Raw genomic sequence first — 21,598 nt, 5'->3', positions numbered from 1 at the left:
GGCTCAGACCGTCGTGACGACCTGGTCGAACTCCAGGCGCGGGGAGCGCGGGTGCCAGGCGTCCGGGCCGGGGCGGCCGATGTTGACCACCATCAGCGGGGTGTGGTCGTCGTCCAGGAACTCCTTGCGGATGCCCTCCAGGTCCGCGCCCGTCATCGGACCGGCGGCCAGGCCGGCGGCACGGACGCCGATGATGAAGTACGCGGCCTGGAGGGCGGCGTTCAGCGCGGCGGCGTTCTCGCGGGCCGGGCGCTCGGCGAAGAAGAGGTCCTTGATCTGCGGGGCGGCCGGGAACAGGTGCGGCAGCTCTTCGTGGAACTCGTTGTCCGCGGAGAGGATCGCCACCAGCGGGGCGCTCGCCGTCTTGGCCCGGTTGCCTTCGGCCATGTGCGCGACCAGGCGCTCGCGGGCCTCCGGGGAGCGGACCAGGGTGATGCGCAGCGGGGTCTGGTTGAAGGCGGTCGGACCGTACTTGACCAGGTCGTAGATCGCCTGCACCTGCTCGTCGGTCACCGGTTCGTCGGTGAAGGTTCCGGCAGTGCGGGCCTCGCGGAACAGGAGGTCCTGGGCGGCGGGGTCAAGGGCGAGCGGCATGGTTGCACTTTCTCGTGACGGGTCCGGGGGATCGGCTGACTCCTCTGAAGAGGATCGGCTGACGTCCTCGACCGTACGCAAGCGATGTTCAACGTTCAACTAACGTGGGAGTGTCGTGCGCCACTCCCGGCCGGACGGTCCGGTCACCCGGCGTCCTCGTCCTCGACGGCCTCCTCCGCCAGCGCCGCGTCCAGCCGCGCCCGGGCTCCCTCCAGCCACCGTCGGCACACCTTGGCCAGCTCCTCGCCCCGCTCCCAGAGCGCGAGGGACTCCTCCAGCGTCGTACCGCCCGCCTCCAGGCGCCGGACGACCTCGATCAGCTCGTCCCGCGCCTGCTCGTACCCGAGCGCCTCGCTGGTGCCCGGCGTCTCATCAACCTCGCTGGTCATCCACCCACCCTATGTGTCCACTCGTACGGAGAACTCACCCTCACAGACCCGCGCGCGCAGGGCCTCGCCGGCCGTCACCTCGCCCGGGTCGCGGACCGCGTGCCCGTCCGCCTTCTGCAGCACGGCGTACCCGCGCTTGAGGGTCGCGGCGGGGGAGAGGGCCACCACGCGCGCATGCGTGTGCGACAGCTCCGAGTCGGCGCGGTCCAGCTGGTGCCGCAGACAGCGGCGGGCCCGGTCGAGCAGGTCCGCCACCTGGTCGGCGCGCACATCGATCATCCGGTACGGGTCCTGTATCGACGGCCGCGCCAGCGCGTGCGCCAGCCCCCGCTCCTCCCGGTCCAGCAGCGCCGCCACGCACCGCCGCGCCCGGTCCCGCAGCAGCCGCACCCGCTCGTACTCCTCACCGACGTCCGGCACGACCTTCTTCGCGGCGTCGGTCGGGGTGGAGGCGCGGACATCGGCGACGTGGTCCAGCAGCGGATTGTCCGGTTCGTGCCCGATGGCGGACACCACGGGCGTACGGCACTGCGCGACCGTGCGGATCAGCTGCTCGTCCGAGAACGGCAGCAGGTCCTCCACACTGCCGCCGCCCCGGGCGACGATGATCACATCCACGTCGCCGAGCGCGTCGAGCTCCTTCACGGCCTGCACGACCTGCGGCACGGCGTGCACGCCCTGCACGGCGACGTTGCGCACCTCGAAGCGGACGGCGGGCCAGCGGTGCCGCGCGTTCTCCAGGACGTCCCGCTCGGCGGCCGAGGCCCGTCCGCAGACCAGCCCGATCAGCTGCGGCAGGAACGGCAGCGGCTTCTTGCGCTCCAGCGCGAACAGCCCCTCCCGGGCGAGGGCCTTCTTCAGCTGCTCCAGGCGAGCGAGCAGCTCCCCTACCCCGACGGGCCGTATCTCGGCGGCCCGCAGCGACAGCTGCCCCCGCGGGGCGTACCACTCGGGCTTGGCGAGGACGACGACCCGGGCGCCCTCGCTCACCACGTCCGCGACGGCGTCGAACACCTGCCGGTAGCAGGTGACGCTCACCGAGATGTCGTACGACGGGTCCCGCAGCGTCAGGAACACCACACCGGCGCCCGGCCGCCGCGACAACTGCGTGATCTGCCCCTCGACCCACACCGCCCCGAGCCGCTCGATCCAGCCCCCGATGAGCCGCGACACCTCGCCGACGGGCAGCGGGGCTTCCGGAGTCGTGTTCACAGCCATGTCCGCGAGGGTAGTGGCCACCGCTGACAACACCGCCCACCGCGGGCGCCGCCGAGCGTGCGCCATGCCGGTCCTCCCCGGGACTCCACCCGCACGCGATCTTCGACCCGCCGGACGCGGCCTTACGATGGGACGCATGTCTGCTTCGCCTGGCCGCCGTGTCCTGCTCGCCGCCCCCCGTGGCTACTGCGCGGGTGTGGACCGCGCCGTGATCGCCGTCGAGAAAGCCCTGGAGCAGTACGGCGCTCCGGTGTACGTCCGGCACGAGATCGTCCACAACAAGTACGTCGTGCAGACCCTGGAGAAGAAGGGCGCGATCTTCGTCGAGCAGACGGAGGAAGTGCCCCCGGGGAACATCGTCATGTTCTCCGCGCACGGCGTGGCCCCCGTCGTCCACGAGGAGGCCGAGCGCGGCAAGCTCGCCACCATCGACGCCACCTGCCCCCTGGTCACCAAGGTCCACAAGGAAGCCGTCCGCTTCGCGGACGAGGACTACGACATCCTGCTGATCGGCCACGAGGGCCACGAGGAGGTCATCGGCACCTCCGGTGAGGCCCCCGACCACATCCAGCTCGTCGACGGGCCGAGCGATGTGGCGAAGGTCGAGGTCCGTGACCCGTCCAAGGTCGTCTGGCTCTCCCAGACCACGCTGTCCGTCGACGAGACCATGGAGACCGTCGACGCCCTGAAGGACAAGTTCCCCCAGCTCATCTCCCCGCCCAGTGACGACATCTGCTACGCCACGCAGAACCGCCAGCTGGCCGTCAAGCAGATGGGCGCCGAGTCGGACCTGGTCATCGTGGTCGGCTCGCGCAACTCCTCCAACTCCAAGCGGCTCGTCGAGGTCGCCAAGATCGCGGGCGCCCGTGAGGCCTACCTCGTGGACTTCGCCGACGAGATCGACGAGGCCTGGCTGGAGGGCGTGACCACGGTCGGCGTCACCTCGGGCGCCTCGGTCCCGGAGGTCCTGGTCGAGCAGGTCCTGGAATGGCTGTCGCAGCGCGGCTTCGAGGACGTCGAGATCGTCAAGGCGGCCGAGGAGTCCATCACGTTCTCCCTGCCCAAGGAGCTGCGCCGCGACCTGCGCGAGGAGGCCGCGGCCCTGACCGCCGAGCGCGGCGGCGCCGGGACCGGTGAACATTCCGGGGAGTGATCGGGGACAGGCCGGGCAGCCCCGCTGTCCGGCCTGTGACCGTCAGTCGTTCGTCGTAACGTAGGGCCATGCAGATCTTCGGAGTGGACATCGGCGGATCCGGGATCAAGGGTGCGCCGGTGGACCTGGACAAGGGTGACCTGGCGCAGGAGCGCCACAAGGTCCTCACCCCCCACCCGGCCACACCCGACGCGGTGGCCGACGGCGTCAGGCAGGTGGTCGGCCACTTCGGCTGGACGGGCCCTGTCGGGGTGACGTTCCCGGGCGTGGTCACCGACGGAGCCACGATCCGCACGGCGGCCAACGTCGACGACAGCTGGATCGACACCGACGCCCGCGCGCTGCTCGGCGAGCGCCTGGGCGGACTGCCGGTGACGGTGGTCAACGACGCGGACGCGGCGGGTGTCGCCGAGATGCACTTCGGCGCCGGCCGCGACCGCCGGGGCACGGTGATCCTGCTGACCTTCGGCACGGGCATCGGCAGTGCCGTCTTCGTCGACGGCGTCCTCGTCCCCAACACCGAGCTGGGCCACCTGGAACTCGACGGGCACGACGCGGAGAAGCGGGCCTCCAGCAAGGCCCGTGAGGACCACGACATGACGTGGGAGCACTGGGCGGAGCACCGCGTGCGCAAGTACCTCGCCCACGTCGAGATGCTGTTCTCGCCGGAGTTGTTCATCATCGGCGGCGGTGTCAGCCGCAAGTCCCACAAGTTCCTGCCCCACATCGAGGGCATCAAGGCCGAGATCGTCCCGGCGCAGCTGCAGAACAACGCGGGAATCGTGGGCGCGGCGATGCGGGCGGCCGGTCGCTGAGGCCTGTTCCTCCGGGTGTCACACCGGCGGCCGGGCCCCGGCCGTCCGCCGCCGGTGCACCAGCCTGATCCGCCGGACGATCACGATCAGCCCGGCGATCAGCGTCCCGCCGTACAGCCATCCGGCCTGCGTGGCGAGCGCTGTCACCAGGCCCATCAGGGTGGCGCCGGACCCATCCTCCCCGTCCGCCACCGGCACCAGCCCCACGGCGAACGCGATCGGCACGACGATGGGCGCGGTCATCAGGTCCCCCCGGCGCACCCAGAGGGCGGTCAGCGCGCACACCGGCAGGAAGAGCACGCCGTACACCGTCAGGGACGCCCCGAACAGCGCCGAGCAGAGCGCGCCCAGCAGGAACATCACCACCGCGCAGAACAGCCCGCTGCCCAGGCCGGTCAGCCGGGGGTTCGGCAGTCGGCCGGCGGTGGGTGCCGGTGCGGGCGCGGGCCGTCGTGCCGGCGCCGGGCGGCGCCGCGGCCCGGGCGGCCGGGCAGCGCGCACGGGCTCGCCCCCCGCTCCCCGTCCCGCCTGGGACGGCACGGGTTGCCGGGGCGGCGGCCCGGGCCGGTCCCGGCGCGGCCCGTGCTGTCGCGGTCCGTACTGAGGAGATCGCGTTCTGTATTGCTCCACTGCACCAACTTAGGTCGTTCAATATGCCAAATAGGCCTTTTGACACGCCGTCGGCCGCGGCTTGGCCAAGCGTTCGACTGTCCGCCCGGGCGGTTCCGGACACGCCGTAGACTGGTGGATCGGCCGGTCCCCTGGCCTCCTGGCCCTCCACTCACGGGAAGTCGCAACGTGTCGCTCACGATCGGAATCGTCGGTCTGCCGAATGTCGGCAAGTCGACCCTGTTCAACGCCCTGACCAAGAACGACGTGCTGGCGGCCAACTACCCGTTCGCCACGATCGAGCCCAACGTGGGCGTGGTCGGCGTGCCCGACCCCCGACTGACGAAACTGGCGGAGATCTTCTCCTCGCAGCGGGTCCTTCCGGCCACGGTCGACTTCGTCGACATCGCCGGCATCGTCCGCGGCGCCTCCGAGGGGGAGGGCCTGGGCAACAAGTTCCTCGCGAACATCCGCGAGTCCGACGCGATCTGCCAGGTCATCCGCGCCTTCAAGGACGAGAACGTCGTGCACGTGGACGGCAAGGTCTCGCCGAAGGACGACATCGAGACGATCAACACCGAGCTGATCCTCGCGGACCTGCAGACCATCGAGAAGGTCCTGCCGCGCCTCCAGAAGGAGTCGCGCATCAAGAAGGACATCGCGCCGAAGGCCAAGGCCGTCGAGGAGGCCAAGGAGATCCTGGAGAAGGGCGACACGCTCTTCGCGCACGGCTTCGTCCAGGGCAGCGAGCGCGCCGAGCTCCTGCACGACCTGCACCTGCTCACCACCAAGCCGTTCCTCTACGTCTTCAACGTCGACGAGGACGAGCTGACCGACGAGGACTTCAAGAACGAGCAGCGCGCGCTGGTCGCCCCCGCCGAGGCGATCTTCCTCAACGCCAAGCTGGAGGCGGACCTCGCCGAGCTCGACGAGGACGAGGCGCTGGAACTCCTCCAGTCCGTCGGCCAGGAGGAGCCGGGCCTCGCGACCCTGGCCCACGTCGGCTTCCGCACGCTGGGGCTCCAGACGTACCTGACCGCCGGCCCCAAGGAATCCCGCGCCTGGACCATCAAGAAGGGCGCGACGGCCCCCGAGGCGGCCGGCGTCATCCACACCGACTTCCAGAAGGGCTTCATCAAGGCGGAGGTCATCTCCTTCGACGACCTGGTGGAGACGGGCTCGGTGGCGGAGGCCCGCGCGAAGGGGAAGGCGCGGATGGAGGGCAAGGAGTACGTCATGCAGGACGGGGATGTGGTGGAGTTCCGCTTCAATGTCTAGCGGGTGACTTAGCACCACTTCGCTGATCTGGCAAACATGCAGGTCAGCAGGGGTCTGACTCTTTGGAGTCAGGCCCCTTGATTTTTCAGCAGGATTCGGCGCGCTGGAGGGGGGCTCGTGGAAGAGGTCCATCAGAACCACGCGGCAGCAGGGACGGCGCCTTCACGGAGAACAGGGCAAGGGGCGGTTCGCGGCGTTTGGTATCGGCGATGTCGTTGAATGGTGCACGGTGCATGAGGACGACCCTGCGACCGAGACGAGAATCCGCGCCGAGCGTCACAACCTGCGCCGCTTCGAGATCACCACGTGCGAGATCGCGCAAGACCGAGTCGAGAATATCGTGGTCGAACTGAAGCGACCGAGTGAGGTAATCGGCGCCGACGAGCTCACGCAGATCGAAAAATATGCGCTCGCCGTCATGCGTGACGAGCGGTTCAACAAGCCGAACCTCTCGTGGGACTTCTGGATCATCGGTAACACTCTGGACGAGTTCGCCGAGTCCCGCAGAAACCAGACCGGACTGCCCTTCGGCTATGTTCAGCGCACCGACCGCCACCGCGTACAAGTACGTACCTGGTCCGAAGTGATCAACGATGCCCGGCACCGACTCAAGTCGTGGGGAAGCTCGCGGCGCTCACCGAGCCGCGGGGCGGTCGCGTCGCGGCAGCCGCTCGACGGCCAGGTCGTAGGAATCCTCGACCGCGTCGGTGACCAGTTGCTCGGTGATGCCGGGACCTGCCCCGAGGGAGATCCAGTGGCGTTTGTCGAGGTAGCGGACCGGTGTGATCGTGGCGTAGTCGCGTACTTGCGCGCGGGCGTGTTCGGGGTCGCACTTGACCGTGATGATCTGCTCGTCCGGGTCGTCGGTGACGATCAGGAACACCTTGCCCGCGATCTTGTACACGTCAAGTCCGGGGGTGAAGGGGTATCCGTGGCTGACGTCGGGGAGGGCGAGGGCCGCCTGGCGGGCGGCGTCCTGGAGCCGGACGCCGGCCGCGCTCACCGGGCCGCCCGCGTTCCGGTGCCGTAGGTGTGCGGGTCGACGGGCTGCTCCGCCTTGGGCAGGTGGGCGACGACAAGCCGGTAGGAGTCGGTGACGAGTTCCTCGACCAGCTTCTTGTCGACGTCTTCCCCGCCCTCCAGGGTGATCCAGTGCTTCTTGTTCATGTGGTAGCCGGGGGTGATGTGGCTGTACTGCTCCCGCAGGGCCTGGGCCTCGCCGGGGTCCGCCTTGAGGATCACGACGGGACGCCCCGGGACTTCGGTCATCAGCATGAACACCTTGCCGCGTACCTTGAAGACCTCCCAGTCGGGGCCGAAGGGATGCTCGAGCCGGGCTCCGGGGAGTTCCTCCGCGCAGTCGGCGGCGGTCTTGTGCAGGGTCGGTCCGTTCATGGGTGGTGAGCCTTCCCGGGTGGTGACGGACTGTGGCATCGAAGGAGGCGGAGGGCGCGCCGCGCGGGCGCGGTGGCACGTCCCATCGTTCCGTCGAAGCCGACTGCGAAGGCGGTAGTCTGCGGACACATGATGGTCGACAGGCGACACTCCGGGCCGAGTGGGCAGGCTGGGCCGGCTGCGGTTCCGCTGTACGGTTTCGAGCCCCCGGTCGGTACTCCCTACGGCCTGGAGGTGAGTACCGTCGAGGACTTCTTCGCCCAGCACGACGACTGGCCGTGGAACCCGCCCCGTCCGGGCCGTGCGACCTTCCACTACCTCATCGCGGTCACCGAGGGTGAGCTGCGGCATGACGTCGACCACGTCACGCGGACCGTCGGCCCCGGCCAGTGGCTGTGGGTGCGTCCCGGACATGCGCAGTGCTGGCATCCGCCCGGCGCGGCCCGCGGCACCTTCATCCTGTTCGAACCGGACGTACTGCGGTCCGACCTCGCCCGTCTCCTGGCCCCGCTCACCGCGCACGAGGCCCCGGCGGTGCTGAGTCCGCACCCCGACGACATCGCATGGCTCCAGCAGACGGCACTCCAGCTGTTGGACGAACACCGCGCACTGGGGCGCCGCCCCCTCGACGCCCATCACGCCCTGCGCCGCAGCCTGCTCGAATCGCTGCTGCTGCGCCTGGCCAACTCCCCGGACATCGCCCCCGTCGCCACGGCCACGGCCGGCACAGGCCGAGCGGACCGGTTCGGACGCTTCCTCGACGCCCTGGAACTGCACTTCCGTGAGCTGCACCAGGCCGCGGACTACGCCGAGTTGCTCGGCTGCTCGGTTCGCACCCTCAGCCGTACCGCCCGGGACGCCACCGGCAAGGGAGTACGTGAACTCATCGACGAACGGCGCCTCCTGGAAGCCCGGCGCCTGCTGAGAGGTGCGCGGTGGGATGCCCGGACCGTGGCGGTCCACCTTGGCTTCACCGACCCCGCGAACTTCGGCCGCTTCTTCCGCGACCGCACCGGCCTCACCCCCGCCGCCTTCGCGGCCAGCGAGGCCCCGACCCACCCGTGAGCGGAGCGCGGCGGCTGGCCCACCTCTGACCAACCGCGGGCCGACCACCTTGCCGCCGACTTCCCAAGCTCCTCCGGGCCCGCCGATGGCAGACCCCAGTCCACTCGACCTCCCCTCGGCTGCCTGGGCCACGAGAGAAAGACAAGCAAGGAAGTGTCACCTGCTGACCACCAGGTGACCGCTGCACACCAGGCGTTTTGTCGTACCCCGGGAAACGATGGGAGAGGTCACCGCGAGCGACCAGCTGCCGACTCACCGCGCGAAGCATCCGAACGCGCTGGAAGGACATGTCATGACCGCCTCCGCTCCCAAGGCTCCGACTGCACCAGGGGTGCGGTCCTGGTGGGGGATCCCGTACGCCACCGCCGAGCGGTACCGCCGTCCCATGGTCGCGGGCTTCGATCCAAGCCTCCCGTACGACCGTAAGGGCATCGTTTCTGTCCAGCCCGACAGCGGCGCCTGGCTCGAAGCGGACAGCGGGATGGGTGAGGACTGCCTGAACCTGAACGTGTGGGCCCCCGAACAACCGGCCGACAAGGCGCTCCCGGTGACCGTGTACATCCACGGAGGCGGATTCGAGGTCGGCGCGAACACGCAGATCACCTCGAACGCCGCCGGTCTCGCAGTGACGGGGCGCGTGGTGAGCGTGTCCATCAACTACCGGCTCGGCGCCCTGGGCCCGCTCTCGCTCTCGCAGTACGGCGGAAAGCTCGCCGAGGCCAGCAACCTCTTCCTCCAGGACATCATCGCCGCGCTCACCTGGGTCAGGCAGAACATCGCCCACTTCGGCGGCGACCCCGACAACGTCACCGTCTACGGCCACAGCGCCGGCGCATACTCCACCTTCGGGCTGCTCGGCGCCTCCTCCGCCGACGGCCTGTACCGGCGCTTGGCCGGGTTCTCCGGCGGGCCCGCCCGCAGCATCCCGGCCTGGTGGGCCGAGGAACTCGCGCACCTGTTCGTCACCGAACTCGGCGTCGCGGACAACCCGGAGAAGCTGCTCGACCTCGACCCGCGCTCCCTGCGGGACGCCCTGCGCAAGGTCCTCCCGACGGACCTCGGAGTCCGCGGCGGGGTGGACAACAAGGCCACCGGAGTCGTCCTGGACATCGGGCAGCCCAGCGCGGTCGTGCACGCCCACCCCATGGACGTCCTCGCCTCGGGCCCGCACCGCGATGTCGACGTGCTGCTGAGCATGGCCAGCGACGACATGGGCTGGTGGGTGGCGAACGACCTCGACCGCTTCGACCCGGGCACCGTCGACCGCGTCGTCGACGAGGTCGCGGGGTGGCGCATTTCCCGCTCCCGGGCGCAGAAGATCGTCGACACCTACGACCAGGGCGGCCGTACCCCGGCCGAGGTCCGTGCCGCGGTCATGGCGGACTACCTCTTCGCGATCCCCGCCGCCCGCGGCGCCCTGGCCCACGCCGCCGCCGGCGGCAACGCCCACCTCCTCCTGATCGGGCCCGCCGAGGGCGCACCCGCCGTGCACGGCACCGAGATGTACGCCCTGGTCGGCCAGGAAAAGCCGGGCCGCAGCGCCGAGCAGACCGAGCGCGACACCCGTATCCGCGACATCGTCCTTGACTTCGCCACCAGCGAGCGCTCCCGCCTGTGGCCCGCCGTCACGGACCAGCCCACCGCGGAAACCGTCGGCAACTCTCCCTTCGAGGGCACCGCCCACTACCAGCAGGTCCTCGACCTGTGGGAAGGCATCGCCCGCCCCTGACGGCCGACGGGCGATACGGAACAGCGCAGGGGGCGACGACACGGAGTGAGGTACTCGGTATGAGCCAACCGACAGCAGGCGCCGACGCTGCACCGGCGGCGATGCGGGCCGTCGTCGTCACTCGGCCCGGCGGCCTCGACGCACTGGAGATCAAGGACGTCCCGGTGCCCGTACGCAAGCCCGGTTGGGTGCGGATCAGGGTGAAGGCGTTCGGCGTCAACGAATCCGAAGTCACCACCCGCAAGGGTGAGTCGGACGCGGAGGTCAGCTACCCGCGCATCCCCGGCATCGAGGGCGTGGGCCTGGTCGATGAGGCCGACGAGGACAGCGGGCTGCGGCCGGGACAGCAGGTGGCCACGATGATGGGCGGCATGGGCCGCTCGTACGGCGGCGCGTACGCCCAGTACGTGACCGTGCCCGCGGCGCAGGTCATCCCTTTTGAGACCGGCCTGCCGTGGGAGGTTGTCGGTGCGCTGCCCGAGATGTTCCAGACCGCCTACGGATCGCTGACCACCGGCCTGGACCTGAAGGCCGGGCAGACGCTGCTGATCCGCGGCGGCACCTCCACGGTCGGGCTGAGCGCGGCCACGATCGCGAAGGACCTCGGGGCCACCGTGCTGTCCACCACCCGCAACCCGGAAAGGGCCGGGGAACTGCGGGCCGCGGGCGTGGACCATCCCCTCGTCGACAACGAGACCCTCGCCGACCAGGTGCGCGACCTGATGCCGGACGGTGTCGACGCCGTACTGGAGCTGGTGGGCTGCTCGGTTCTCGCCGACACCCTGCGCACCGTGCGCCGGCACGGCACGGTCTGCTTCACCGGAGCCCTGGCGGGCCAGTGGACGATCCCCGACTTCAGCCCGTTCATGATCCCGGGCGGGGTGCGGCTGACCAGCTACGCGGGCGAGGCCGCCGACCTCCCGGCAGACGTCCTCGCCCACCAGCTCCAGGCCATCGCCGAAGGACGCCTCAACGTCCCCGTCGCGAAGATCTACCACGGCCTGGAACAGATCCGTGACGCCCAAGCCGACCTCGAGTCCGGCACCACGCCGGGCAAGCACGTCGTCGTCCTGGACGACTGAGAACGATCGCGGGACGCGACAAGGTCATCGCACACAGCGAGTCGATCGGCTCGAACCCGCACATCGTGCGCGGTGAGTACCTCAACCCGGCGGTGAGCGCCGCCGCTCCCCGCCGTTTCCGAAGGAGAGAACAGATGTGGTCTCATCGTCGAGGTGGAAGTCGTCGACGATGCGGCGGCCGGCGACCCGGGCGGGGGCCTTCACCGTCATACCGAGCAGGCGCACACCCTGGAATCCGACCTGTCCTGGCAGTGCGAACAGGTGGGCGGGGTTCAGGATCGGGCGCGATAGCGGGTGAGCATGAGGGCGACGGCTTCGTCCACGACCGTGCTGTCGACAGGGTCGACGGGTGGGACGAAGTCGGTCCGTACGAGTTGGGGCCACAGGAGCTGGCCGCAGATCATGCCGAGGAACTGTTCGGCCACCGCGGATGCCGGCTGCAGCTGTCCCTCGGTCGAGGGGAAGGCGAGTGTGCCGGCCTGCTCCTCGGCCTCCAGGTAGTTACGGAGCCGGTCGAAGAAGGGCCCTCGATCGATGGCGAAGCCGGTTCCGACGATGTCGGCGAGTTCCGGCATCTGCGGAAGTTCGGTGATGACGAGGCGGCACAACGCCGCTGTACCGGGCCGCGAGACCAGGCAGGCGTAGTCGCGGCCGATGTGGGTCAGGCCGTACTCGGGATCACCGGGCGGGGGCGGTTCGACGTACTGCACATCCAGCTGCCACTGCTCGGAGGTGACGGCTGCGAACAGCGCAGCCTTGGAGGGGTACCGCTTGAAGAGAGTGCCGGTGGAGACGCGGGCCTCCCTGGCGATCTGGGCCAGGGAGGTCTTGTCGTATCCCCGAGCGAGGAAGAGGTCGCGGGCGGCACGGATGATGCGGGCGCGGTTCTCGGCCTTGATCTGCGCGTGATACCCGGCCTGGCACGTGTCGCCACCGGTTTCCGCTCGGTCACGGTCCGCCGTCGTCATGCCCACGCCCCTCGCCCGTCGTCCAGCGGCCGCGTCCTCGCAGTCAGAGGACGGTCTGGCCGCCGTCCAGGATAAGGTCCTGGCCCACAGCGAAGGCGGAGGCGTCGGAGGCCAGGTACACGACGGCTTCCGCGACCTCCTCGGGCATGCCCATGCGGCCCAGCGGGATGCCGGAGCTGATCGCCTCCACAACAGCCTTCTGCTGCGCGGGGTCCTCGATCCCGAGCTTTGCGCCGGAGTACAGCGGGGTGTCCACCGGGCCGGGGCTGACCGCGTTGAACCGGATGCCGTGCGAGGTGAGCAGGTCCGCGTTCCACGACCGCATCAGGGAACCGACAGCCGCCTTCGTCGCAGCGTAGGCGTTCGAATGACCGTAACCGCCGTGCGCACTGTTGGACGCGTTGAGGACGACCGAGGACGGGTTGGCCAGCACCGGCACCAGGGCCTGCGTAAGAAAGAAGACGCTCTTGACGTTGATGTCGAAGAGCCGGTCGAAGCTGTCCTCCGTGTGGTCCTCGAACGGCCGCCAGTCCGAGACACCGGCGTTCAGGAACGCCACGTCCAGCTCCCCGAAATGCACCCGCACGCGCTCCGCCAGGCCACGCTGCGCATCGAGATCGCGCGCATCGGCCTGCACCACCGGCACCTTGTCCCCGAGGATCTGCCGCGCCCTCTCGATGCTGGCCGGGGTAACCCCCGTGACCAGCACATCGGCCCCTTCCGCGATAAAACGCTGCGCGGTCTCCAGACCGATCCCACTCGTGCCGCCGGTGATGAGGGCGCGCTTGCCCGCAAGACGATTCATGTGCCTGTTCCTTGCCGAGAGAAAGGTAAGTCAATGGACTCACCTCCGGGAACGTAACCCGTGCGCCACCTAGGAGGCAAGTCGATCCACTTACCATTTGGGTGGCTGGCATCGCGTGACTGGGTTGGGCGGTTCGGTACGGCGGACGAGCAGTTGATCGCCATGCTGGTCGATCGGACTCGGAGGGAGGGGCTGGCAACTGACCGGCGAAGGTGGGTGTCGCAGCGGTTGGCCGGGCGCGTGTTGGGTTTCCCCGGTGGGTGAGATCGCGGATGTACATCGGCGATGAGAAGCGCGAGGCGGGACGCCAAGTTGTTCACGGGCCTCACTCTGGCGCGCACCTGCCGTCGAACCCAGCCTCACGGTCCGGCGTTGGATCATGGCGCAATGCTGGCGGAGTGCTTGCGGTAGATCTGCGACGTCGGCTCGTAGCCGACCCTGTCGGCGTGGAAGGCGTGGGAGTGTCGACGCATGGCCGTGCCGCCGCCGGTGAGGTAAACGCGGATGCGCTGCCTCGGGTCGGGTTCGGAGGGCTGAGGCTGGCCGCGATGCGGCTGAAGCAGGCGGATACGTCGGTCAGGGAGTCGACCGGGTTCCGACCGTGCTCGTGCAGCTCCAGGAACTGGTGGAAGTCCCCTCCCGCAGACCTTCAGACACGTGCGGGTGCGGTCGGGTAGCGTTGGGGCCTTGGGTCTTCTTGTGCTTTGTCGCGGCGCCCGTGCTGGATCGGTGCTGGATGCGCAGACGTTTCCGCAGGTCAGGGCCTTGCCGGGGAGTTCCGCTTCAACGTGTAGCGGGTGACATCGACCGGCACCGTCGGTTTCCTGCGGCCTGAGCCACACGACAGGCGCCAGCGGAGAAGCCCGCGCCGCACGAGCTCCGAGCGCTCGCGCAGGCACCGGTGGGCTACGGCGATGCCGATGGCTGCAGCGACAGCGAGCAGGGCGAGGAGAGCTCGCTTCCTGGGGTCCGGGACGCGTGGAGGCCGCCGGGGGGTCGCCGTGTCCTGGTTGAGGCCCCCGCTGATCCGCCGCCAGACGCGTTCCGGGGGCGCCGTCGGCAGGTCCACGAGGTGCGCGGTGCGGGCCGCCGTGACCACGCGGGTCAGCGTGCGGAGCTCGTCGCGGCAGCGGGCGCATCGTTCGACGTGCCGCAGGGCCTCGGCCTCGGCGTCGGTCGGGGTGGCATTGCGCAGCGCCAGCTCCACCAGGTGCGCGGACTCCACGTGGGTCACTTCGCCCTCCTGTTCCCCGCTGGGCGGGACTCGACGGGCTCCGCCGTGACGACGAGGTTGGACATGTAGCCGCCTCGTTCGGGGTCGTACGGAGGCGCGCAGGTGATGAGGGCGAGGACGGGGGCGCCGCTCCGGCGGAACGCCGAGGGCGGCAGGTCGTCCTTCGGCACGGCGACCCGTGAGACGACCCGGTGGTTCACCGGCTCGCCCCCCGCCCGGCGCACCTCGACGCGGTCGCCGCGCCGCACGTCGTACAGCGCCAGGAACTCACCGAGGTCACCGGTCCCGGAGTCGACGTGCCCCACGAGCACGGCCGAGCCCTGGGCACTGCCCGGCGCGGGGCCGTGGCGGTACCAGCCGGCCACGGACGGGTCGTCCGGGACGGCCATGTTCCCCCGGGCCGTCACGCCCACCGGACCGACCTCGGCGTCGAGGCCGGTGCGGCGTGCGAGCACGCGCCGGGGCGGTGGACCCTGCGCCGTGCCGGGCGCTGCCTTCAGGGCCGCCGCGCTCCCGCGATCGGGTGGCGCTGCCGCTACGTCGGGCGCCGCTACGTCGGGCGAGGGCGCGGCCGGCACCGACGGCGCGAAGGACACCGACGGCGCGGCCGGCACCGACGGCTCGGTCGGCTGCGACGGTACGGCCGTCTGCGCGGGCGCGGCCGGCTGTGACGGCGTGGGTGGAAAACCGCGGGCGGCTGCCAGAGCGGCAGCCGCCACCATCGGTCCCGTCAGCCGTCGCGTGCCGTCAGCCACGCCGGCGGGCGACCCGGCGGGCCGTCAGCAGACCCGCCACCGCGACCGCTCCGGCCCCGGCCGCCCAGGCCGGCCCCAGGTCGGAGGAGTTCGGCGCGACGGCGGCACCGCTGCCGCCCGCGGGGACGCCCTTGGGTGAGGACGCCATGCCGCTGAACGTCTGGGTCGCCAGGGCCAGGCTCTTGTCCTCGGCGCTGCCCCAGGCGTAGACGACGTTGCCGGTGCCTTCGCCGAGCTTCAGGTCGGCCGGGCCTATGGCCACGGTGTCCGTACCGGCGAGCACCACATCCCCGTTGATCGTGCCCGCGTCGACCTCGGCGCTGTCCTCCTTCGGGTTGGTCAGGTCGCTGAACACCGGCTGTCCGCCGGCCCGGACGTCGACGGCGGGCGCCGCCGCGACATGGCGGACCGTCAGGCGGGACTTGCCCGCGTCGACCTGGGAGACATCGTCGGTGAAGGCCGTCAACTCGGGATCGCCGTCGGCGGAGAGGTGGGCGGCGACCGTGGCGTTCGCGCCCTCCGGCACCTCGATCTCCTTCTCCAGGGCCGGAGTTCCGCCGGGCCCCTGGCCCGCTTCGAAGATCTGGATGTCGTAACTCCCGGCGTCGAGGGACAGGGGGTCCGTCACCGTGCCGGGCTTGAAGTCGCTGATCAGTTCATCGCCGTTGGCGTACACGTCCACGGTCATACCGGGGATGCCGTGGAAGACGGACACCATGGCCTTGTCCTGCTGCTGGGCGGCCAGGGCCGGCGCGGAGACGCCGAGGGCCAGGGCGCAGGCACCGGTCGAGGCGGCGATGGCGAGGCGGGTGCGTGAAATCATGGGAATCATCCTTCGAACGGAGTCTCCGTACGGTGCGGAGTCTCGGTCCTGTTTCAGGTGTGGGGGCCGCCGTGGATGCGCGTACGGCGGCACCGCCGGTGGTCCGTGTCGTGGACCGGGGGCTGCTCGATCGCCTGGCGGAGCCGGTGCAGGCCGCGGCGGGCGTGGCTCTTGACGGTTCCCAGGGGCATTCCGGTCCGCTCCGCGATCTGCGCCTGGGTCAGGTCCTCGTAGAAGGCCATGCACAGCACCTCCCGTTGGTGGCGCGGCAGCTGTGCCAGGGCGTCGATGAGCAGGACCCGATCCAGGACGCGGTCCGGTGCCACCTCGTCGGGCCCGGTGGCGTCCGCGGCGCGGCCGGCCGAGTCGATGAGCGTCAGACGCCTCGTCCTGGCCGCCAGCGCGTCGACGATCTTGCGGCGTGTGATGCCGACCAGCCAGGCGCCGAGCGGGCCCCGTTCGGGGCGGAAGCCGGCCCGGCCGTGCCAGGCGCCGAGGAAGACCTGCTGGGTCACGTCCTCCGCCTCGTAGGTGTCGCCGAGCAGTCGGGTGGCCATGGTGCGGACGAGCGAGCCCCATCGCCGGTAGATCGCGGCGAACGCCTCCTCGTCGGCGGCGACGAGGCCACGGGCCAGTTCCTCCTCGTACCGGGTCTCCTCCGCGGGTACGGCGGGGACGGTCGGTCGCGTGTTCGTGATCATGGCCTGGTTCCTCCTGCAGTGCGTCGTGCGGGGACGGAAGGCCGTCTGCCGAACCGCACCGGTCGCGCTGTGCACAAGCCGCGACCATGGGCTCGAAGCCAGTGTTCGGCGGACAAACGACGCATCTCAACATGCGTCGTTTGTGCGTCGTACAGTCGGAGGTATGGATGTACACGAACGGGACAGCCGCGGACGCGCGAGCGCGCCGGTCGGTGTCGGACTGACCACCGGGGAGGTGGCCCGGCGGCTGGGGGTCGCGCCCACCACGGTCCGCACCTGGGACCGGCGCTACGGCCTCGGGCCGGTCGCGCACACGGGTGGCCGGCACCGGCGGTGGACCCCTGTGGACGTGGCCCGGCTGGAGCGGATGTGCGCCCTGACGGCGACCGGGATACCGCCCGCCGAGGCGGCGCGCACCGTGCTCGACGAAGCGACGCAGCAGCCGGCCCCGGCCGCCCCGGTAACCCCGGCACCCCCGGAGGCGGCCGGGGCAGCGGCGGGGGAGGAGGTCCCGGCCCGGAGGGACGAGGGCGTGACGCCGCGACCGTCCGTCCGCGCCCGCAGCCGGGCGGGCAGCGGGCTGCGCCTCGGTGATGTGCGTCAGGAGTGCAAGGGCATCGCCCGTGCCGCGCTGCGCCTCGACGCCTCCGCGCTCGACGAGCTGCTGGAGAGCGCGATCGCCGAGCACGGGCTGGTCGCCGCCTGGACCGAGGTGATCATGCCGACCCTCCAGGCGGTCGGCCGCAAGTGGGAGAGCTCCGGCGAGAAGTACGTCGAGGTCGAGCACTTCCTGTCCTGGCACGTCTCCGGCGCGCTGCGGCGCGGAGCCCCGCCCACGGCCGCCGACCGCCCGGGCGCGACCGTCGTGCTCGCCTGCGTGCCGGGGGAGAACCACACGCTGCCCCTGGAGGTGCTGGCCGCCGCGCTGGCCGAACGCGGTCTGCCGGTGCGCATGTTCGGCGGCGCCCTGCCCGTGGAGTCCCTCGTCACGGCCGTCCGCCGGACCGGGCCGGCGGCGGTGGCGCTGTGGGCGCAGTCCCGGACGACCGCCAGCCGCCCGCTGGCCCAGCACGTGGCCGCGATGGAGTGGGGCGTGCGGGGCGCCCGCCGCAAGCCTGTCGTCCTGACGATCGGGCCTGGCTGGACCGGCCGGACCGTCACCGGCCTGCCGCGTCCCACGGGGCTGGCCGAGGCCGTCGCGGTTCTGGAGAGGGTCGTGTCGCGCTAGAGGGCCAATGGGGTGCGGCCACGCCCCAGCCGTGCCGCAGGTGAGCCGGGAGCTCGCTGTAGGTCCGGACAGCGCACCCAGGGGGCTGCTGCATCCGAACACGGGCACCCGCCAGAAGCGGTGAACGGACGGAACAGAACGGACGGAACGGAACGGGCGCGACACAGTCGACCGGGCGGCCGGGAGCGGAGTGCGGAGATGAGCGGCGCGTGGTGGGCCCGGTGAGCCGGGGACCTGACGGCACGTCGGACGTGGTGATCGTCGGGGGCGGTGCCGCCGGCCTCAGCCTCGCGTACCGGCTGGTCGAGACCGGCGTCGTGACCGTGACCGTGGTGGAACCGCCCAACGGTCCGGTGCGCCCGGCGGAGCGGACCTGGTGCTACTGGGACCAGGGCGATGGCGACTTCGGCGAAGCGGTCACCGCCACCTGGCCCCTGCTGCGGGTGCACGGCCCCGACGGCGGCCCGCTCACCGTCGATCCGACCCCCTCGCGCTACCGCATGGTGCGCTCCACGGCCTTCGAACGGCTCGTGCACGCACGGCTGGCGCGTGCGCCCGGCGGACGGCTGCTGCGCGCCACGGCGGACACGGTGCGCGACGTACCCGGAGGCGCGGAGGTCCGCTGCACGGCACCCGGCGGCCGGACCCTGACACTGCGCTCCCGCTACGTGTTCGACTCCCGGCCCCTGCGTGCCCTGCCCCCGGCCCGGACGCAGCTGCTCCAGCACTTCCGCGGATGGTTCGTGCGCACCCGCGGTGACCGCTTCGACCCGGCGGTCGCCGACCTCATGGACTTCCGGGTGCCCCAGCCGCGGCACGGGCTCGCCTTCGGCTACGTCCTGCCCCTCGCCCCGGACCGGGCGCTCGTCGAGTACACGGAGTTCTCCCGGGCCCCGCTGACCACCGAGGCCTACGAGGCGGCGCTCGGCCACTACACCCGCGAGGTGCTGCGCCTGGGCGAGTTCAGCGTGGAGAGCGCCGAGCAGGGCGTCATCCCCATGACCGACGCCCGCTTCCCCCGGCGGGCCGGGGCGGCCGTCTTCCGCATCGGGACGGCGGGCGGCGCGACCCGCCCCGCCACCGGCTACACCTTCGCGGCGGTACAGCGGCACAGCCGGGCCATCGCCGCCGCCCTGCACGACGGCCGCGCCACCGTGCCCGCACCGCATGGGCGGCGGGCGCTCGCCATGGACGCGGTGCTGCTGCGGGCCCTGGACACCGGGCGGATCGACGGCCCCGCGTTCTTCACCGGCCTGTTCCGCCGGACGCCGGCGCAGCGCCTGCTGCGCTTTCTCGACGGCGCCACCTCGCTCCGGGAGGAGTGGGGCATCGGACTGCGCACCCCGGTGGGCCCGATGCTCCGCACCGCGCTCGAAGTGCCCTTCCTCCCCCGCCGCACCCACCCCGCCCCAGGAACCGGAGAGAGCCACCGATGACCCTGCTGCGCGACCACGACCTGGCACGCGCCTTCGACCACGCGTCCAGCACCTACGACCGCCTCACCGGCCTCAACCCGGGATACCGCGCCGACCTGCTGCGCTCGGCCCGTCGGCTGAAGCTCCCCGGGGACGGGGCCGGCCTGCACCTGCTCGATCTCGGCTGCGGCACCGGCGCCTCCACCCGGGCCCTGCTGCGGGCCGCGCCCCGGGCGCGGATCACCGCGGTGGACGCCTCGGCGGGCATGCTGCGCCGGGCGCTGGCCAAGCCGTGGCCCGACGGCGTGCGTTTCCTGCACCTGAGCGCCGAGGAACTCGACGCGGCCGGCGAAGACGGCGTCGAAGGGCCCTTCGACGCCGTCTTCGCCGCCTACCTGTTCCGCAACGTCTCCGACCCGGACGGCGTCCTCGCCACGGTGCGCCGGCTGCTGCGGCCGGGCGGGCGGCTCGCCGTCCACGAGTACAGCCTCGGTGGCTCGCCCGCGCACCGGGCGCTGTGGACGGCGGTGTGCCAGGGGGTGATCATCCCCGCGGGCACGCTCACCGGAGACCGGGCCCTGTACCGGCACCTGTGGCACAGCGTCCTCGACTTCGACACCGCTCGCGACTTCACCGGGCGGCTGACGCGCGCCGGATTCACGGGCGCGCGGGCCCTGCCCCTCGCCGGATGGCAGACCGGCATCACGCACACGTTCGTCGCCGCGGCCGGGGAGACTTCCCGATGAGCGCCCCTCCGGTCGCCCGCCGCGGCCGGGACCGCAAGGCCGAGGTCCTGATGCCCGTGCCCGGCCGGGACCGGTTCGCGCGCGGGGACGAGCCGTCCGTCGCCGTGGTGGGCGGTGGGATCGCCGGTCTCGCCGCCGCCACCGGACTGGCCGAACGCGGCGCCGGAGTGACGCTCTACGAACGGGAGGCAGCCCTGGGCGGCCGGCTCGCCGGTCACCGCACCCGGCTGGCCGACGGCTCCGAGGTGACCATGAGCCGCGGCTTCCACGCCTTCTTCCGCCAGTACTACAACCTGCGCGGCCTGCTGCGGCGTACCGACCCCGCCCTGGCCCGCCTCACCCCGCTGCCCGACTACCCCCTGCGGCACAGCGGCGGGCTCACCGACAGCTTCGCCCGCGTCCCGCGCACCCCGCCCCTCAGCGCCCTGGGCTTCGTCGCCCTCAGCCCCACCTTCGGCCTGTGCGACCTCGCCGCCCTGGACGCCCGGGCGGCGCTGCCGCTGATGGACGTGCGCGTGCCCGAGGTGTACGCACGCTTCGACCGGATCGGCGCGACCGCCTTCCTTGAACGCGTCCGCTTCCCCGAGGCCGCGCACCACCTGGCGTTCGAGGTGTTCTCCCGCAGCTTCTTCGCCGACCCGCGCGAACTGTCCGCCGCCGAGCTGATGCTGATGTTCCACATCTACTTCCTCGGCTCCGCGGAGGGGCTGCTCTTCGACGTGCCCGACGAGCCCTTCCCACAGGCCCTGTGGGAGCCGCTCGCCGACTACCTCCAGCGCCTCGGCGCGACCGTCCGCACCGGCACCCCCGTCCACGGCGTGGAGCCCCGCTCCGCAGGGGGAGCCGAGGTGCGCACCGGCACCGGCACCGACCGGCACGACGCGGTGGTGCTCGCCCTCGACACCGCGGGACTGCGCCAGGTCGTCGCCGGCTCGCCCCGCCTCGGCACCGCTCCCTGGCGTGAGGACATCGCCGCCCTGCGCACCGCCCCGCCGTTCCTCGTCTCGCGGCTCTGGCTCGACCGGCCGGTCCGCGCCGACCGCCCCGGCTTCCTCGGCACCAGCGGCTACGACGGCCTCGACAACATCAGCGTCCTGGAACGCTACGAGGGCGAGGCCGCCCGCTGGGCCGCGCGGCACGGGGGTTCCGTGGTCGAACTGCACGCCTACGCCGTCGACCCGGGCACGGACCGGGAGACCGTGCAGGACGAGCTGCTCGGGCAGTTGCGGCGGGTGTACCCGGAGACCCGTCACGCGCGCGTCGTGGACGCCCGGCACGAGTGGCGCTCGGACTGCCCGCTCTTCCCGGTCGGCACCCACCACCGGCGCCCCACCGTACGGACCCCGCACCCGTGGCTGACGCTGGCCGGCGACGGACTGCGCTGCGACCTGCCCGTGGCCCTGATGGAACGGGCCGCCACCACCGGCTTCCTGGCGTCCAACGCCCTGCTCGCCGGATGGGGCGTCCGCGGCCAGGTGCTGTGGACCGTGCCACGGGCGGGCCGCTCCCCGCTGCTGCGGGCACTCGGCGCGCTCGCGAAACGCCCCGCGCGCCGGTGACGCCCGGCCGCCGGGCGGGCCTAGGACGGCTCCGGGC

Annotated in this window: 24 protein-coding genes; 10 read left to right on the top strand and 14 right to left on the bottom strand. The window is 71.6% G+C overall.

The window, feature by feature from the left end; all coding sequences use genetic code 11:
• Window positions 1-3: 3 nt before the first annotated feature.
• The 3 genes from C1J00_RS16755 to xseA all read right to left on the bottom strand — a co-directional run bounded on the left by C1J00_RS16755 (window position 4) and on the right by xseA (window position 2,201).
• A complete protein-coding gene (locus C1J00_RS16755) occupies window positions 4-594 on the bottom strand; it encodes a malonic semialdehyde reductase (RefSeq protein ID WP_102909876.1) in 591 nt (196 codons plus the stop codon).
• A gap of 143 nt (window positions 595-737) precedes the next feature.
• Complete coding sequence (locus C1J00_RS16750) at window positions 738-983, bottom strand: exodeoxyribonuclease VII small subunit (protein WP_102909875.1); 246 nt, start codon at window positions 981-983, stop codon at window positions 738-740.
• 9 nt (window positions 984-992) lie between these two features.
• Window positions 993-2,201, bottom strand: a complete 1,209-nt coding sequence (gene xseA / locus C1J00_RS16745; protein WP_102909880.1) for an exodeoxyribonuclease VII large subunit — start codon at window positions 2,199-2,201, stop codon at window positions 993-995.
• Between the two features lie 127 nt (window positions 2,202-2,328).
• Between xseA and C1J00_RS16740 the strand changes: the two genes are divergently transcribed.
• The gene (locus C1J00_RS16740) at window positions 2,329-3,354 is read left to right on the top strand and encodes a 4-hydroxy-3-methylbut-2-enyl diphosphate reductase (RefSeq protein WP_102909874.1); all 1,026 of its coding nucleotides are present in this window, start codon (window positions 2,329-2,331) and stop codon (window positions 3,352-3,354) included.
• Between the two features lie 68 nt (window positions 3,355-3,422).
• On the top strand, window positions 3,423-4,169 hold the full coding sequence (gene ppgK / locus C1J00_RS16735; protein ID WP_102909873.1) for a polyphosphate--glucose phosphotransferase: 747 nt from the start codon (window positions 3,423-3,425) through the stop codon (window positions 4,167-4,169).
• Between the two features lie 18 nt (window positions 4,170-4,187).
• Here the strand turns inward: ppgK and C1J00_RS16730 are convergent, their stop codons facing one another.
• Entirely contained in the window at window positions 4,188-4,799 is a 612-nt protein-coding gene (locus C1J00_RS16730; protein WP_102909872.1) for a DUF6542 domain-containing protein, read from the bottom strand.
• A 168-nt stretch (window positions 4,800-4,967) separates the two neighbouring features.
• Here C1J00_RS16730 and ychF point away from each other — a divergent pair, with 168 nt between their 5' ends.
• Window positions 4,968-6,056 carry a redox-regulated ATPase YchF gene (gene ychF, locus C1J00_RS16725; RefSeq protein WP_102909871.1) on the top strand — a complete coding sequence of 363 codons (1,089 nt, stop codon included), beginning with the start codon at window positions 4,968-4,970 and terminating at the stop codon, window positions 6,054-6,056.
• Between the two features lie 85 nt (window positions 6,057-6,141).
• Here the strand turns inward: ychF and C1J00_RS44665 are convergent, their stop codons facing one another.
• The 3 genes from C1J00_RS44665 to C1J00_RS16710 form a co-directional block, all read right to left on the bottom strand.
• On the bottom strand, window positions 6,142-6,621 hold the full coding sequence (locus C1J00_RS44665; protein ID WP_146046195.1) for a PI-PLC domain-containing protein: 480 nt from the start codon (window positions 6,619-6,621) through the stop codon (window positions 6,142-6,144).
• A 69-nt stretch (window positions 6,622-6,690) separates the two neighbouring features.
• On the bottom strand, window positions 6,691-7,059 hold the full coding sequence (locus C1J00_RS16715; protein WP_102909869.1) for an MmcQ/YjbR family DNA-binding protein: 369 nt from the start codon (window positions 7,057-7,059) through the stop codon (window positions 6,691-6,693).
• Window positions 7,056-7,451 carry an MmcQ/YjbR family DNA-binding protein gene (locus tag C1J00_RS16710; RefSeq protein WP_102909868.1) on the bottom strand — a complete coding sequence of 132 codons (396 nt, stop codon included), beginning with the start codon at window positions 7,449-7,451 and terminating at the stop codon, window positions 7,056-7,058. The genes C1J00_RS16715 and C1J00_RS16710 overlap by 4 nt, the downstream gene beginning before the upstream one ends.
• Window positions 7,452-7,580: 129 nt before the next feature.
• Between C1J00_RS16710 and C1J00_RS16705 the strand changes: the two genes are divergently transcribed.
• The 3 genes from C1J00_RS16705 to C1J00_RS16695 all read left to right on the top strand — a co-directional run bounded on the left by C1J00_RS16705 (window position 7,581) and on the right by C1J00_RS16695 (window position 11,327).
• Window positions 7,581-8,516, top strand: coding sequence for a helix-turn-helix domain-containing protein (locus tag C1J00_RS16705; RefSeq protein WP_102909867.1), 936 nt, complete (start codon window positions 7,581-7,583; stop codon window positions 8,514-8,516).
• A gap of 292 nt (window positions 8,517-8,808) precedes the next feature.
• Window positions 8,809-10,245, top strand: a complete 1,437-nt coding sequence (locus C1J00_RS16700; RefSeq protein WP_102909879.1) for a carboxylesterase family protein — start codon at window positions 8,809-8,811, stop codon at window positions 10,243-10,245.
• A gap of 59 nt (window positions 10,246-10,304) precedes the next feature.
• The gene (locus C1J00_RS16695; protein WP_102909866.1) at window positions 10,305-11,327 is read left to right on the top strand and encodes an alcohol dehydrogenase catalytic domain-containing protein; all 1,023 of its coding nucleotides are present in this window, start codon (window positions 10,305-10,307) and stop codon (window positions 11,325-11,327) included.
• Window positions 11,328-11,408: 81 nt separating this feature from the next.
• On the opposite strand, the gene C1J00_RS47665 is transcribed toward C1J00_RS16695, so the two are convergent.
• The 7 genes from C1J00_RS47665 to C1J00_RS16650 all read right to left on the bottom strand — a co-directional run bounded on the left by C1J00_RS47665 (window position 11,409) and on the right by C1J00_RS16650 (window position 16,613).
• Window positions 11,409-11,537: a hypothetical protein gene (locus tag C1J00_RS47665; RefSeq protein WP_281262761.1), complete on the bottom strand. Its 129-nt coding sequence runs from the start codon at window positions 11,535-11,537 to the stop codon at window positions 11,409-11,411.
• A 62-nt stretch (window positions 11,538-11,599) separates the two neighbouring features.
• Window positions 11,600-12,295, bottom strand: a complete 696-nt coding sequence (locus C1J00_RS16685) for a TetR/AcrR family transcriptional regulator (RefSeq protein WP_245936375.1) — start codon at window positions 12,293-12,295, stop codon at window positions 11,600-11,602.
• Between the two features lie 43 nt (window positions 12,296-12,338).
• Window positions 12,339-13,100 carry an SDR family oxidoreductase gene (locus C1J00_RS16680; RefSeq protein WP_102909864.1) on the bottom strand — a complete coding sequence of 254 codons (762 nt, stop codon included), beginning with the start codon at window positions 13,098-13,100 and terminating at the stop codon, window positions 12,339-12,341.
• 757 nt (window positions 13,101-13,857) lie between these two features.
• Window positions 13,858-14,334 (bottom strand): hypothetical protein, encoded by a 477-nt coding sequence (locus tag C1J00_RS16665; RefSeq protein ID WP_102909863.1) that lies wholly within the window; start codon window positions 14,332-14,334, stop codon window positions 13,858-13,860.
• The gene (locus tag C1J00_RS16660; RefSeq protein WP_245936374.1) at window positions 14,331-14,789 is read right to left on the bottom strand and encodes a class F sortase; all 459 of its coding nucleotides are present in this window, start codon (window positions 14,787-14,789) and stop codon (window positions 14,331-14,333) included. The genes C1J00_RS16665 and C1J00_RS16660 overlap by 4 nt, the downstream gene beginning before the upstream one ends.
• Before the next feature lie 292 nt (window positions 14,790-15,081).
• Window positions 15,082-15,912 carry a DUF4397 domain-containing protein gene (locus C1J00_RS16655; RefSeq protein ID WP_102909862.1) on the bottom strand — a complete coding sequence of 277 codons (831 nt, stop codon included), beginning with the start codon at window positions 15,910-15,912 and terminating at the stop codon, window positions 15,082-15,084.
• A gap of 53 nt (window positions 15,913-15,965) precedes the next feature.
• Window positions 15,966-16,613 (bottom strand): sigma-70 family RNA polymerase sigma factor, encoded by a 648-nt coding sequence (locus C1J00_RS16650; RefSeq protein ID WP_102909861.1) that lies wholly within the window; start codon window positions 16,611-16,613, stop codon window positions 15,966-15,968.
• A gap of 163 nt (window positions 16,614-16,776) precedes the next feature.
• Here C1J00_RS16650 and C1J00_RS16645 point away from each other — a divergent pair, with 163 nt between their 5' ends.
• The 4 genes from C1J00_RS16645 (at window position 16,777) to C1J00_RS16630 (ending at window position 21,561) form a co-directional block, all read left to right on the top strand.
• A complete protein-coding gene (locus C1J00_RS16645; RefSeq protein ID WP_102909860.1) occupies window positions 16,777-17,841 on the top strand; it encodes a MerR family transcriptional regulator in 1,065 nt (354 codons plus the stop codon).
• 221 nt (window positions 17,842-18,062) lie between these two features.
• On the top strand, window positions 18,063-19,277 hold the full coding sequence (locus C1J00_RS16640; RefSeq protein ID WP_245936373.1) for a lycopene cyclase family protein: 1,215 nt from the start codon (window positions 18,063-18,065) through the stop codon (window positions 19,275-19,277).
• Window positions 19,274-20,002 carry a class I SAM-dependent methyltransferase gene (locus C1J00_RS16635; RefSeq protein WP_102909859.1) on the top strand — a complete coding sequence of 243 codons (729 nt, stop codon included), beginning with the start codon at window positions 19,274-19,276 and terminating at the stop codon, window positions 20,000-20,002. Before C1J00_RS16640 ends, C1J00_RS16635 begins: the two co-directional genes overlap by 4 nt.
• A complete protein-coding gene (locus tag C1J00_RS16630) occupies window positions 19,999-21,561 on the top strand; it encodes an FAD-dependent oxidoreductase (protein WP_102909858.1) in 1,563 nt (520 codons plus the stop codon). Before C1J00_RS16635 ends, C1J00_RS16630 begins: the two co-directional genes overlap by 4 nt.
• Window positions 21,562-21,598 lie beyond the last annotated feature (37 nt).

It is taken from the genome of Streptomyces cahuitamycinicus (genome assembly GCF_002891435.1).
In the GTDB taxonomy this organism is placed as follows: Bacteria; Actinomycetota; Actinomycetes; order Streptomycetales; family Streptomycetaceae; genus Streptomyces; species Streptomyces cahuitamycinicus.
This window is presented reverse-complemented; position numbering and strand designations above follow the sequence as displayed.

Excerpts from the sequence above, each read along its gene's own strand:
- C1J00_RS16755 (WP_102909876.1), bottom strand. The coding sequence starts at position 594 with ATGCCGCTCGCCCTTGACCCCGCCGCCCAGGACCTCCTGTTCCGCGAG.
- C1J00_RS16750 (WP_102909875.1), bottom strand. The coding sequence starts at position 983 with ATGACCAGCGAGGTTGATGAGACGCCGGGCACCAGCGAGGCGCTCGGG.
- xseA (WP_102909880.1), bottom strand. The coding sequence starts at position 2,201 with ATGGCTGTGAACACGACTCCGGAAGCCCCGCTGCCCGTCGGCGAGGTG.
- C1J00_RS16740 (WP_102909874.1), top strand. The coding sequence starts at position 2,329 with ATGGGACGCATGTCTGCTTCGCCTGGCCGCCGTGTCCTGCTCGCCGCC.
- ppgK (WP_102909873.1), top strand. The coding sequence starts at position 3,423 with ATGCAGATCTTCGGAGTGGACATCGGCGGATCCGGGATCAAGGGTGCG.
- C1J00_RS16710 (WP_102909868.1), bottom strand. The coding sequence starts at position 7,451 with ATGAACGGACCGACCCTGCACAAGACCGCCGCCGACTGCGCGGAGGAA.
- C1J00_RS16705 (WP_102909867.1), top strand. The coding sequence starts at position 7,581 with ATGATGGTCGACAGGCGACACTCCGGGCCGAGTGGGCAGGCTGGGCCG.
- C1J00_RS16700 (WP_102909879.1), top strand. The coding sequence starts at position 8,809 with ATGACCGCCTCCGCTCCCAAGGCTCCGACTGCACCAGGGGTGCGGTCC.
- C1J00_RS16695 (WP_102909866.1), top strand. The coding sequence starts at position 10,305 with ATGAGCCAACCGACAGCAGGCGCCGACGCTGCACCGGCGGCGATGCGG.
- C1J00_RS47665 (WP_281262761.1), bottom strand. The coding sequence starts at position 11,537 with ATGACGGTGAAGGCCCCCGCCCGGGTCGCCGGCCGCCGCATCGTCGAC.
- C1J00_RS16685 (WP_245936375.1), bottom strand. The coding sequence starts at position 12,295 with ATGACGACGGCGGACCGTGACCGAGCGGAAACCGGTGGCGACACGTGC.
- C1J00_RS16680 (WP_102909864.1), bottom strand. The coding sequence starts at position 13,100 with ATGAATCGTCTTGCGGGCAAGCGCGCCCTCATCACCGGCGGCACGAGT.
- C1J00_RS16655 (WP_102909862.1), bottom strand. The coding sequence starts at position 15,912 with ATGATTTCACGCACCCGCCTCGCCATCGCCGCCTCGACCGGTGCCTGC.
- C1J00_RS16650 (WP_102909861.1), bottom strand. The coding sequence starts at position 16,613 with ATGATCACGAACACGCGACCGACCGTCCCCGCCGTACCCGCGGAGGAG.
- C1J00_RS16645 (WP_102909860.1), top strand. The coding sequence starts at position 16,777 with ATGGATGTACACGAACGGGACAGCCGCGGACGCGCGAGCGCGCCGGTC.
- C1J00_RS16635 (WP_102909859.1), top strand. The coding sequence starts at position 19,274 with ATGACCCTGCTGCGCGACCACGACCTGGCACGCGCCTTCGACCACGCG.
- C1J00_RS16630 (WP_102909858.1), top strand. The coding sequence starts at position 19,999 with ATGAGCGCCCCTCCGGTCGCCCGCCGCGGCCGGGACCGCAAGGCCGAG.